13 protein-coding genes are annotated in these 12574 nt (G+C 30.6%); all 13 read right to left on the minus strand.

Translation table 11 applies throughout. The features are described from left to right. Window positions 1-285: 285 nt before the first annotated feature. Window positions 286-1161: an aldose 1-epimerase family protein gene (locus tag L1S49_RS19070; RefSeq protein ID WP_238906969.1), complete on the minus strand. Its 876-nt coding sequence runs from the start codon at window positions 1159-1161 to the stop codon at window positions 286-288. A 103-nt stretch (window positions 1162-1264) separates the two neighbouring features. After that, the gene (locus tag L1S49_RS19075; RefSeq protein ID WP_238906970.1) at window positions 1265-2278 is read right to left on the minus strand and encodes a substrate-binding domain-containing protein; all 1014 of its coding nucleotides are present in this window, start codon (window positions 2276-2278) and stop codon (window positions 1265-1267) included. An 86-nt stretch (window positions 2279-2364) separates the two neighbouring features. Further along, window positions 2365-3414, minus strand: coding sequence for a substrate-binding domain-containing protein (locus L1S49_RS19080; protein WP_238906971.1), 1050 nt, complete (start codon window positions 3412-3414; stop codon window positions 2365-2367). 235 nt (window positions 3415-3649) lie between these two features. Continuing rightward, a complete protein-coding gene (locus L1S49_RS19085) occupies window positions 3650-4516 on the minus strand; it encodes a ketose-bisphosphate aldolase (RefSeq protein WP_238906972.1) in 867 nt (288 codons plus the stop codon). Window positions 4517-4536: 20 nt separating this feature from the next. Next, window positions 4537-5388: a class II fructose-bisphosphate aldolase gene (locus L1S49_RS19090; protein WP_238906973.1), complete on the minus strand. Its 852-nt coding sequence runs from the start codon at window positions 5386-5388 to the stop codon at window positions 4537-4539. A 22-nt stretch (window positions 5389-5410) separates the two neighbouring features. Beyond that, window positions 5411-6487, minus strand: coding sequence for a PTS fructose transporter subunit IIC (locus L1S49_RS19095; protein WP_073019535.1), 1077 nt, complete (start codon window positions 6485-6487; stop codon window positions 5411-5413). 30 nt (window positions 6488-6517) lie between these two features. After that, window positions 6518-6829, minus strand: coding sequence for a PTS fructose transporter subunit IIB (locus tag L1S49_RS19100; RefSeq protein WP_021801553.1), 312 nt, complete (start codon window positions 6827-6829; stop codon window positions 6518-6520). 30 nt (window positions 6830-6859) lie between these two features. Continuing rightward, window positions 6860-9256 (minus strand): BglG family transcription antiterminator, encoded by a 2397-nt coding sequence (locus L1S49_RS19105; RefSeq protein ID WP_238906974.1) that lies wholly within the window; start codon window positions 9254-9256, stop codon window positions 6860-6862. Between the two features lie 229 nt (window positions 9257-9485). Next, window positions 9486-10256 (minus strand): aminoglycoside phosphotransferase family protein, encoded by a 771-nt coding sequence (locus L1S49_RS19110; RefSeq protein ID WP_238906975.1) that lies wholly within the window; start codon window positions 10254-10256, stop codon window positions 9486-9488. Window positions 10257-10304: 48 nt separating this feature from the next. Next, window positions 10305-11327, minus strand: coding sequence for an alpha-hydroxy-acid oxidizing protein (locus L1S49_RS19115; protein ID WP_238906976.1), 1023 nt, complete (start codon window positions 11325-11327; stop codon window positions 10305-10307). Between the two features lie 106 nt (window positions 11328-11433). After that, entirely contained in the window at window positions 11434-11742 is a 309-nt protein-coding gene (locus L1S49_RS19120; protein WP_238906977.1) for a hypothetical protein, read from the minus strand. 237 nt (window positions 11743-11979) lie between these two features. Further along, on the minus strand, window positions 11980-12315 hold the full coding sequence (locus tag L1S49_RS19125) for a hypothetical protein (RefSeq protein ID WP_238906978.1): 336 nt from the start codon (window positions 12313-12315) through the stop codon (window positions 11980-11982). Between the two features lie 43 nt (window positions 12316-12358). Beyond that, the coding region (locus L1S49_RS19130) for a hypothetical protein (RefSeq protein WP_238906979.1) at window positions 12359-12574 on the minus strand (216 nt) is incomplete at its 5' end.

The raw sequence follows: 12574 nt of genomic DNA on the forward strand, positions 1-12574 counted from the left end.
TAAAAAAAAGCAGGGCATGTATTTCTACATACTCTACTCTTTGAGTGTATCATCTTAACTTAATGACATTGCTTTTTGACCTCGTAAACTTTTTAATTTTGCCAAAATTTATTATGTATTATATTATGTGGATAATATAGATGATTATAGCATACTTCGACATGTAGAAACAATATTTTGTATCTCCTGTACATTATAATATAGAAATAACTATACTTTTTTAATATTTAAAGAAAAAAGCTGTACACCATTATTTAGTGCAACAGCTCTATTCATTGCAGGTTATTATTTTATTTCTATAGTATAATCACAATTATAGCTTGACCCTTTTTCTAATGTGATTATCATCTCTTTATCCTTAAACTCACCAGTATATCCATCTGTATCTGCTATACCATGCCAAGGTTCAATACATACAAAGTCAGCAGTTTTTGCTTGCCATAACCCCATATAAGTAAGATCATTATAAGATAAAGTTACAGTTTTATCTGAAGTTTTGCTTTTTAAAGCAACTTGTTTTGAATTCATATTCTTAAATACAAGCGCACCATCTTTAAATAACTCACGTGTTATTGGCAATATGTTGTTATTTTCTAATATAACTTCTGATTTATTATTTATTAATACATTAGCATCATTCATAAATAATCTTTCAAGAGTTTCATTACATTCAAATTCAAGATAATAATCCTCAAATTTGCTTTCTTTATCTAATGGACAATTAAATCCTGGATGTGTTCCTATTTGGAAATACATGTCCTTATCATCTACATTTTCTACCTTATACTCAATATTAAGTTTGTTTCCATCAACAGTATATGTAATAAATAAATTAAATTTAAAAGGATACATTTTTAAAGTATCTTCATTATAGGAAAGCTTGTAAACAGCTTTTGTATCAGTTTCTTCAACTAATTCAAATTCACTTTTTCTAGCAAAACCATGATTTCCTAGTTTGTATATTTCTCCATCAACTTTTATTTCTCCATTATTCACAGCGCATACATTTGGAAATAATACAGGAGCCTTACCATTCCAAAGCTTCTCGTCTCCACTCCACATGTATTCACAACCGTTTTCAAGTCTCTTAAAACTTACTACCTCAGCTCCTAATGTTTTAATTTCAGCAACTACTAAATCATTTTTTATAACTTTATTCATTTCTTAGCTTCCTTTCTTTTTTAGACTTTGATAATATTTTATCAAAGTTTTAGATGATAAGCAACAAAATGATTTTAAGGAAGACCCTAGCCTTCCTTAAATTTTACATAAGATATTCTTTAGCATAACCCGTTTCCTTAAGTTTGCTATAAACATTAGATTTGTCTATAAGTATTGGATCTATAAGTATTGTTTGCACGTCTACCATTTCATTATTAACTATGTAATCATAGTTAATACTTTGTCCTTCTATTAAATTTATTGCAGATTCTATGGTTATCCGTCCCAATGTTATTGAATCATTAAGCAATGTCATAGCTTGGGTTCCTTCTAGAATTCTTTTTATAGCTTCTGGATCTGCATCTTGCCCTGTTACAATAACTTTTCCTTGTAAATTTTCTTCAGATAAAGCCTTAATTACAGCTTCAGCTATATTGTCTGTTGGAGCTAAAACCGCAACTATATTTTTGTCTTCAACTATTATTTTTTTTACTACATCATATGCCCGATCAGACATCCATCCTTTAACTGCTTCATCAGCAACAACCTTAACTTTTCTAGTATCAATAAGAGGAGTGATATACTCCATTGCACCTTTTTTTAATAATTCACCATTTGGACATCCATACAAAATAATGTATTTTCCTTCTGGAACTTTATTAATTAAAAATCCACCTTGAAGTTGTCCTGCCCGTAATATATTAAAACCTAAATATAAATCTACATGACAATTGTTAATAAGAGCATCCTGTGCTATTATTTTAATCCCAGCTTTATTCACTTCATCAAGTATTTCTTTTTCCCCCTTGTGATTTACAGATCCTAACACCAAAACATCTATCTTCTCTAAAATCATTCGTTTAATTATTGCTCTCTCTTTATTTATATCAAAATCGCTATACTCAATACTTAGATCTACCCCTTTAAGCTTAGCTTCATGCTCCATGGCATATCTTATCTTACTCCATCTAAACTTTTCTCCAGAAGGTAAAATTGCACCAATCTTTATATTTTTATCATGTCTTTCATTTACACAAAGAGGGGAACTAATCTCTAAAATACTTTTGTTTACATATTTAACTGAGCAATAAAAAACCTCTGGTATCGACAAGTACATAAATATCCCCTTTTTTTTAGTTATCTATTATTAGGATATTCTTTTTGCCTATATATAAGTACATTTTTTATTACGATAACAAATCATTACTCTTTTAGTTCATTGGTTTTACTAAGAACATTTTCTTTATCTATAAGTGTTGTATCAATTAGTTCATTAATTTTACTAAAGACATTTTCTTCATCTATAAGTATTGGCTCCAGTAATACTGATATTACATCAACTTTCCCGTTATTTATCATATAATCATAGTTTATACTTTTTCCCTCAATTAAACTTATTGCTAAATCTATAGTTGTTTGCCCAAGCTTTACAAAGTCGTTTAATAATGTCATAGCTTGGGTTCCCTCCATAATCCTTTTTATTGCCTCGGGTTCTGCATCTTGTCCTGTTACAATAACTTTTCCTTGCAAATTTTCTTCCATTAAAGCTGCAATAGCCCCTCCTGCAATTTTATCCACTGGCGCTAAAATTGCATCAATATTTTTATCTTTAAATAAAACTTTTTTTACTATTTCATATGCATTCTCTGGTAACCAGTTCTGAACTTCTTCATCTGCTACAACTTGAATTTTACCTGTATAAACTAGTGGGCTAATATATTCCATTGCACCTATTTTAAACAACTCGCCATTAGGTGAACCCTCGAGTATAATATACCTTCCCTCTGGAACCTTTTTAGTAAGAAAGCTCCCTTGAAGTTGCCCTGCCTTAAGCATATTAAATCCTACAAATAAATCTACAGGTGAATCATATATAAATGCATCCATAGCAATTATTTTTATTCCAGCTTTATGCACCTCGTTTAACACTTCATTACCATTTTTAAGCTTTATTGAAGTTAATACTAAAACATCTATATTTTCTAATATAAATCCTTTTATAATCTCTATTTCTTTATTTATATCCCAGTTGCAAAATTCAACCCTTATATTTATACCCTTAATTCTAGCCTCTTTCTCCATAGCAGCTTTTACTTTATTCCATCTTACAACCTTTTCACAGGGCAAAACTGCACCTATTTTTATGTTTTTGTATCCATTTTCTCTTACGAAAAGAGAATAGTTAATATCTAACTTATCTTGTCTCACGTACCTAACTTTGCAATAGAACACCTCTGGTATAGATAAATACATATATATATCACCTTTTCTAATTATCTATTATTAGAATATTCTTTTAAGGTTTATATATGCACATTTTTATCTGTATACATTCAGTTAAATATAAAAGCTTTTATGTATTCTCTATTAAATAAATGTATCCCTGCACTCAAAAGTAAACAAAAGAAGCCCTCTTTTATTCGGTAGAAACTTTATTTCAAGTCTCATTAACATCCTAAAAGAGCACTTCTTCTTTAAAACTTATATTCTATTTATAAAACTTTACTTTATCACCATCATTAAATAGCTCTATCTTGTTATATATAACCTTCTTCATTTCTTCAATACATGGAGGATATATTGCATTAGGTTCACGAGCACTTAAGTCTTCCTTTAATATTTCACGACATTTTCTGTAGAAAGCATCCTTAATATCACTTGAAATATTTATTTTACATACTCCAAGTTTTACTGATTCTGCTATCTCTTCGTCTGGATTAGCTGACCCTCCATGTAATACTAAAGGTATATCTACAACATCTCTTATTACCTTTAACAAATCTAGCTTAAGTTCAGGCTTCATATCCTTAGGATATATTCCATGACATGTCCCAATTGCTACTGCTAAAGTATCTACTTCAGTTCTTTCAACAAATTCTTTAGCTTTATCTGGATCCGTATAGATTATTTTTTCTGTTCCATATTCTCCACCATTACCTGTTGTTCCTATGGTTCCAAGTTCTGCTTCTACAGAAACATTAAGTGGATGCGCTACTTCTACTACTTTTTTAGTAAGTGCAATATTTTCTTCAAAAGATAGATGTGATGCATCAATCATAACTGATGTAAAACCACATCTTATAGCTCTTAAAATCTGTTCAAAACTTCCGCCATGATCTAAGTGTATAACCACTGGTACTTCTGACTTATAAGCTTCTTCTTTAACTGCTGCTATAAAACTATCTTCAATAAAGGATAATTCATCTGGGTGGATGGCAATAATAACTGGTGCCTTCTTTTCACTACATGCCTCCATAACTCCCTTTAATATCATATTGCTGCTTGTATTAAAAGCTGGTACTGCAAATCCTTCTTTTTGTGCTACCTTTAATAGTTCTTTCATATTCATTAACATAATCCATACTTCCTTTTCTTTTAATTTTTATTATTTGATCCTGATAATCTAATATAATCTCTTACAATTTGAACACTTTCCTTCTCTACCCTATGCATCATCACATAATAATTTATATCTGGCTCATTTTCTAATATTGATTTAATAGCACTAACATTATAGTTCATGAAATCACAACCAACATTAATTTTATTTATTCCATTTTCAACTGATTTTAAGATATTGCTTTTCCCAGAACCAGATCCTCCATGAAGAACTAAAGGCATTTTTGTTAGCTCCTTTATGGTCCTTAGTCTGTTAAAGTCAAATTCTGGTACCATTCCATCAGGATAATTTCCATGAGATGTGCCAATTGATATTGCTAGAGCATCTATACCCGTTTCTTTTGCAAACTTTAATGCCTCCTCTGGGTCAGTATACATTTGCTCACTTGTATAAGCTTCCCCTTCAGTTCCACCTAAACATCCTATTTCCCCTTCAACACTTACGCCTTTTGGGTGAGCATAATTTACAACTTCCCTTGTCATTTCTATATTACCTTGAAGATTAAAACGTGAAGCATCTACCATTACTGAAGAAAATCCATCATCTATTGCCTTTTTTAGAAATAAGACTTCTTGTCCATGGTCAAAATTTAAAGCAACCTTGATATTTGTCCTTGCTGCTAGAGTTTTTACTATAGGTGTTATAAGTTCACTATCACAGTGATCTAGAAGATGTTCCTGAACAACATTTATTATTATTGGTGCATTTTCAAGTTCCGCTGCTTTTATTACAGCTCTTGCTGTTTCTAGATTAAAACAATTGATAGCCATAACTGCGTAATTTTCTTTATTTGCTTTATCTAGCATCTCTTTCATCGAAACATACATAAGCTTTCTCCTTTTGATTTAATTATTTTATCTCTATTCCAGATAAATCTACCTCTTCTTCCTCTTCATCTAGAATCAGGTCTTCCTTTGCATCCTTTTTAAGAACAACAAGTAATAATGCAGTTACTACAGATCCTACTGTTAATGCTATTAAAAAGCCTAAAGGATTTTGCATAGCTGGCACAATAAACATTCCACCTGAAGGCACTGGTGAACCTACATTTAAAAGCATTATTAGCATTCCACCAATAGCTGCCCCAAAAGAACAAGAGAATATTACTCTAAGTGGATCAACAGCTGCTATTGGTATAACACCTTCTGTAATCATACATATACCCATTGGAAAGGCTATTTTTATATTATCTGATTCCCCTTTAGTGTATCTTGATCTTCTTATAAGCCAAGATAAAGTAACTCCAAAAGGTGGAATCATGGATGCACATATTTTAATTGCTTCTGGACCATAAACCCCTTGAAGTAAAAGTCCATCTGCAAAAAGTGATGCCACTTTATTAACAGGTCCTCCAAAATCAAAGGCCGCCATAGCTCCCATAATTGCCCCAAACACAGCTTTTGATCCTCCCTGCATATTATTAAGCATGTTTGTTAATGAAGCTGATGCTGCAGCTATTGGTCTTCCTATAACAAAAAACATAATTAATCCTATAACAATAGAAGATAATAGCGGAATAATCATCATAGGTAATAAACCTTGAGCCCATCTAGGAACAATTAACTTTTCCTTTAAAAAGTTTACAAAATAACCAGCAAGATATCCTCCAAGCATACCCCCAAGGAACCCAGCTCCCATTGCATTTGCTATCATACCCATTAAAAGTCCCGGAGCAATACCTGGTCTATCTGCTATAGAATATGCAATAGCTGCACCCATTACTGCTGGCAGCAAACCCATACCAAAAACACCTAAAGATACCGCTGCCTGCCATACATTATAAGAACTCTTATAATCAGTAATTAATGATGGATTTCCTCCAGCCAAGTTTCCAATAGCTATTAATAAACCAGATGCAACAACTAGTGGTAGCATGTATGATATACCTGTCATAGCATGTTTTTTCAATTGTAATTTCTTTAACATAAATTGTTCTCCCCTTTTTAAAATTATTAATTAGAGACCTAAATCTTTTTCAATTTTATTAAGAAGCGCTTTTGGAGATTTAATTACGATTTCTGTTGAAACATCAATAACTTTTTTGCCCTTAAACCTTTCCCTCCCTCCTACTTTAATATCTGCTGCAATTATTACTATATCTGCCTCTCTTATGTCTTTAGGTGTAAGTTCATCCTCTGTTCCAATTGTTCCTTGAGTTTCAATATGAACTTCATGACCTAAAGCCTTAGCCGCACGTATGAGTTTTTCTTTTGCTATATAAGTGTGAGCTATTCCTGATGTGCAAGCTGCAATTCCAACTATTTTCATATACATTTCCCCTTTCTTTCTATTTAAACTTTAAATTACTTCCTCTTGCTTTGTGAATATTTCATATACCTCTTCTGGGGTATTAGCCTTAAGTAGTGCTTCACAAGCTTCATCATCACCGAGTTTTGTAGCAACTTTTGAGAGAAGCCTTACATGAGTGCTTGTCTTATCTTCTTCCGTTACAGCAAAAAGAATAATAAAATTAACAGGTTTATCATCTAAAGTCTCCCAAACTAAGTCATTTTTTGTTTTCCCAAAAGCTATTGAAGTCCTACTTACAAACTGTGATTTTCCATGAGGTATAGCAATACCATTACCTATGCCTGTTGAACCTAAAGTTTCTCTGTAATATACATCATCCAAGAAAGCTTTTTTATCAGAAATTACATCTGTTTCATATAATAGATCAGTTAGTTCTTTTAATGCCTCATCCTTAGTAGCTGCTTTCATATCTAGTTTTATTGTTTCTTTGCGTATTACTTTAGATAAATCTACTTCCATTTTCATCTCACCTTTACCATTTAATTCGAAATACTTGACTGCATCTTTTTTCTTTATGCACTTTCTTAAATAACTCCCATAATCATCATTAATATTGAAATTAACAGCTTCTTTTATTATTTCAGTCATAACCTTTACACTGTCCATAAGTATATAAAAAACTAACTGTTTTTTATCTTTTTCAATATCATTTATACAAAGAGCTAATTTATCTTCCTTTTCACAAAAACTTATATAAATTTTTAGATTATCACTTATATCTATCTCATTAAATTTAACAGCTCTCTTTAAACTTCTTTTGATGGAACTTGCAACCTCCTTCTCTGTTTTATTAAAATATATAAATTCCTCACACAGATAGCTTCCTATATAAGGAGTTTTTCTAGATATTTCTCCCTTAACTTCTTTAATGTTACTAAGAAAATCAGATATATTTTTTATATCTTTTTCACTTAAGAATGCTGATACAAGTAAACAAGGTTTATCTTTTAAATCTAGAGGTACTGTGGTTATAATAAGGTCTATGTTTTGGATATTTTGACTCTTAATCCTCTCAGACGATATACTCTCAACAATCTCAAAGTCTGGGAAATACCTTTTAAGCTTTGTACTTAATAGCTTTGATGTACCGTATCCACTATGGCAAACAATCAATACCTTTTTCTTTATATGATAATTCTCAAGTCCCAGCTGATAATACAAAGCTAAATAGCCAATTTCATCTATAGGAATTTCCTTCTGCTTTAATTTAAAGGAAGCCATCATTGAAGAAGCTTTGCAAATATTTAAAAGTAGAGGATACTGCATCTTAATATCTTTAATAAGTGGATTAGAAATTTGGATGTCATATTCGATTCTGTTTAACATTGCCCTTATATGAAGAAGAAGCTTCTCCATTATTTTTGGATCCTGTCTTATATTCACATTAAGTATTTTCTCTAAACTGTCTGTAACAATATCTCTAAAACTTATAGTCATAGAGCTAAACTTGTCTAAATCCTTATAATCCTCACTTATTTCCTCCTTTATTAATCCAAAGGAGACAAAATACTTATATAGGTAATAAACCTCAGCTTCATCAAGATTCATATTAAAATCCTTATTTATTTTGCTTATACATAAAGTAGCCTCTTCATATTCTTTTTTATACTTAAGATTTTGAACCTTATCCTTTGAGAATTTAGACTTACCCTTCGCTCCTCTTTCCATAGAAATTAACATATGAGTAAGTAAGTTGATATAATAAGGATCATCGATTATACAGCTATACTTTTTCTCCAAATCCAGTAGCAGTCTATTAACATATATTATTTTTTCATTCTCAAATAGCTCTGAAAGCCCATTTAATGTAACCCCATCTAGGCGAGTAACTAACTCCTCAATAGTTCTATCATTTCTTCCAGCCTTAGAATATTCGAACAAAAAAGATGCTATAGCCCTACGTATATTCATCTCATCACCAATAACTTGGGTACCCTCAACTGTTTTTTCAAGAGCTAAATCAAATGAAAATAACCACTCTTCTATATATTTCAAATCATTTATTATACTGGTTTTACTTACATAATACTTATCTGAAAGTTTTTGAATTGAAGTCTTATTATGAGAATCCATAAGCATAGTCTTAATGATATCTATTCTTCTATCATTAACAGATATTTTAGGGTCCTTATCTTCTTGAATATGGAGATTATTTTGAATAATTAACTTAGCATTCCAAACATCTTCTATCATCACACCTAAACTATGCTTTCTATTTAGCCTTATATTGAATTTATTTAGGTAATCTTCTATTACCATTAAATCTTTTTTTAATGTCTTATCAGAAACAGATAGCATCTCTGAATACCACTTAATTGTTCTATAATCTTTTTCATTAAGTAATAAATTAATAAACTCAATCTGCCTTGAATTTAGATTATTCATATTGTCCTCCTTTCATTTTGTCTTCTGCTTGTTCTCTATGTGTATACGATAACACGTCACCTCCCTTTGTAAAATTACAAATAACTTCCACTAAAAATGGAATTATTGTATCAACCATGAGTACAACATAGCATACACGCCGTTTATATTGCTATAGATAGATTATACTTTGGTTTGATGATTTAAAAAAAGAAATAAGTGTGATTAAAAGTTAAACTTTTAATCACACTTATTCTATCCAATCATTCATATTCTGTTTTATAAACTCAATTTCTTCAACATAAAACTCTTGATGACCTTCATTTTTCATTTTAATGAATTCCATATTTCCTTTTCGGCATTCGCTATTAAATAATTCTATTAACGATTCCAACCTTAAAATCACATTTTCTAAAATATCTTTAACTTCATAATCTCCATATGAATCTGCAAACTTTTTAATTAAAACTTTTCGTTCCTCACTATCGCACTCTCTCGTATAATCTCTATAGTCATTTTTATAAGGAACATATACTTTTTTACTTAATGGTACAAATCTATAAACAGCATAAGCTATGTCCCATATTCTTGGAGCAGGACACGCTGTATCAAAATCTATAATTCCTACTGGAGCATTATTTAAAAATGTAATATTATATGGTGCAATATCATTATGGCAGATTACTTCTTTAGCTAAACTTCCTTTGTACTCTAAAAACCATTCATCTTCTTCACCATAATGAAAGTCTAATGTCGCATCATGGTATTCCTTGAGCATATTTGCTATTAATTTAATGTTTTTTATCTTGTATACAAGAGCCTCTATATATGGATAATTCTCAACAGTATTACCTTTCATAAATGTTAAAATCTCTTGATTTTTTTCATAGTCTATTCCTAAAAAGCGTGGTACAAAGTTAATCTTTTTATTTTCTAAATGCTTTAATAATTTATGAATGGTTTTACTATAGGGCTTTAAATCTCTATAAATATTATTTCCATCATAAAATACCTCTGACATGTTTCCATTTTCAAACTTTAAAATTTAAATCTCCCTCCCTAAATTCTTTTACCAAGGAATTGAAATCATCTCACGAGTAATTTCATCTAGACTATAGGCACCGCACATTGCCATTGTTTCTTCTAGTTCTTGTCCAATTTTATTAATATATGTTTGAATGCCTTCTTCTTCTCCACCATATAGAGCTGTTACAAATGGTCTAGCTATTATAACTCCATCTGCTCCCATAGCAAGTGCTTTAAACACATCAGTCCCACTACGGATACCACCATCAACAAATATTCTTATATCATGACCTACAGTATCAACAATATCTTTTAACACTTCAGCTGTTGATAAACATTGATCTAAAACTCTTCCACCATGATTAGATACAACAATAGCACTTGCACCAGCTTGTTTAGCTTTTAATGCTCCTTTAGCAGTCATGATTCCCTTAACAATAAATGGTTTATCACAGGCTTCAATTATTTGTTTTAATTCCTCTACAGATTTACTTCCTGCAGGAGGTGTCATGTTTTTCAAAAATGGTAACCCTGCTGCATCAATATCCATAGCTACAGCTATAGCATTTGATTCTTTGGCATATTTAAGTTTTTCTAAAATAGTTTCATAGTTCCAAGGTTTAATGGTTGGGATACCTATACCATTTTCTTTCTTAATGGCTTCAGTTGCAGCTTTTATAACTTCTGGATTTATACCATCACCAGTAAATGCTAATATACCATGTTTTGCACAAGAAGAAACAAGAATATTATTATATGTCACATCATTATATTTATCACCATAATGAAGGTTTACTGCTCCTACTGGTCCAGCAAAAAATGGAAATTTAAATTTTTGCTTAAATAATTGAACACTAGTATCAACTGATTTATTTTCTACTAAGGTATCCATATTAATCCTTATTTCTTTCCATTTATCATAGTTTCTTATTGCAACATCTCCAATTCCTTTAGCACCAGGTCCTGGAATTTTATTTTTACAAACCTTTCCATTGCATTCCTGACAAGCTTTACAATAATCTCCTATACAAGTTTTAGCTTTTTCTAATATTTCACTGTATAACATTGTAGTTCTCCTTTACTCCTTAATAATTTCATTGGACGAAAAATGTGTACTTTCTACTTTTTTAGAATGTTTAATTTTATAATCTAAATTCTTTTGATAATTTAATCTAAGATTCAATCATAACTTCTTTAATTGAACCTGCAACACTCATTATATTATTATCTTGGCTAAATGGAATATTGGCATCTATATTTTGAAAATTAGAATTTAAATAAGCTTGTTCCTCAAGATATCGGTTTTTTAAATCATTATATCCCTCAAAACCTAGTTTATGTGCTAGTCTAATAACAGCAGACGACGATGTATATGTCCCTTTTGCAATAGCACGTGTTGATAATTTTTCTATCTCTTCTTTATGATCAATAATATATTGAGCAATATCTTTTTCAATCCTTGTTAGACTTGCATTTTCCATCCTATTTATTAATAACATATAAAACTCTCCTTTAAAACAATTATAGAACATTTTGTATCAGTGTTCCATTTCTTTGTAATTATTTAAAGGCATTTTTAAAGCAATGATTCATCATCTACATAACCTTCAAGGTTCTATCATCTAATCCATAAGATAAGAAGAAATTAATTATTTTAATCTAGTTGAAATATATAATCCAAACTTCTATAGTTCTTCATATGTTATTTTTCTCTTCAATTATAATGAATAGCCTAAATTTATATCAAAGGGCATAATGAGTAACCTTTGAATATCTTTTTCATAATTTATAAAAAACCACTCAATTGCTTTACCATAATTCTCTTTATTGTCAAATTCCCAATATGAATAGTACTTAACACATTTTACAATTTTGGTTAATTTTCTTGGTGGATTACCCAAACCATCTAAAGTAAAAAAGCGTTTCATGTATTTCACATCTATACAACCTTGCTGATTCTTTTGTTCAGGCAATATCTTATTAATTAGATTTTCAAATTCATCTAATTTATTAGGTTTTACTTGGAAAAGTTTAACTTCCGAAAATGTATTCAAATTTATCCCTCCTTTTTATTATTCTCATACTCAGTAACCCAAATTATCTCTTCCCCATATCAAAATCTTTTCTAGTCAAAAAACTAAATGATTTTGATGAAGTTCTTCGAACTTCTACAGAGCATTGGTTAGAATAATTAGACTGACGCTGAGAATCACGTCTACCGAATAGCAGTGCACAGCTTTCCTTCTCCACTTCACTACGACTTTCCTCCTCTACTTCCCCACGGCTTTCCTTCTCTACTTCTCCACGGCTTTC

Source organism: Clostridium sp. YIM B02506, from assembly GCF_022324845.1.
Lineage (GTDB): Bacteria > Bacillota > Clostridia > Clostridiales > Clostridiaceae > Clostridium_T > Clostridium_T intestinale.

Excerpts from the sequence above, each read along its gene's own strand:
- L1S49_RS19070 (WP_238906969.1), bottom strand. The coding sequence starts at position 1,161 with ATGAATAAAGTTATAAAAAATGATTTAGTAGTTGCTGAAATTAAAACA.
- L1S49_RS19075 (WP_238906970.1), bottom strand. The coding sequence starts at position 2,278 with ATGTACTTGTCGATACCAGAGGTTTTTTATTGCTCAGTTAAATATGTA.
- L1S49_RS19080 (WP_238906971.1), bottom strand. The coding sequence starts at position 3,414 with ATGTATTTATCTATACCAGAGGTGTTCTATTGCAAAGTTAGGTACGTG.
- L1S49_RS19085 (WP_238906972.1), bottom strand. The coding sequence starts at position 4,516 with ATGTTAATGAATATGAAAGAACTATTAAAGGTAGCACAAAAAGAAGGA.
- L1S49_RS19090 (WP_238906973.1), bottom strand. The coding sequence starts at position 5,388 with ATGTATGTTTCGATGAAAGAGATGCTAGATAAAGCAAATAAAGAAAAT.
- L1S49_RS19095 (WP_073019535.1), bottom strand. The coding sequence starts at position 6,487 with ATGTTAAAGAAATTACAATTGAAAAAACATGCTATGACAGGTATATCA.
- L1S49_RS19100 (WP_021801553.1), bottom strand. The coding sequence starts at position 6,829 with ATGAAAATAGTTGGAATTGCAGCTTGCACATCAGGAATAGCTCACACT.
- L1S49_RS19105 (WP_238906974.1), bottom strand. The coding sequence starts at position 9,256 with ATGAATAATCTAAATTCAAGGCAGATTGAGTTTATTAATTTATTACTT.
- L1S49_RS19110 (WP_238906975.1), bottom strand. The coding sequence starts at position 10,256 with ATGTCAGAGGTATTTTATGATGGAAATAATATTTATAGAGATTTAAAG.
- L1S49_RS19115 (WP_238906976.1), bottom strand. The coding sequence starts at position 11,327 with ATGTTATACAGTGAAATATTAGAAAAAGCTAAAACTTGTATAGGAGAT.
- L1S49_RS19120 (WP_238906977.1), bottom strand. The coding sequence starts at position 11,742 with ATGGAAAATGCAAGTCTAACAAGGATTGAAAAAGATATTGCTCAATAT.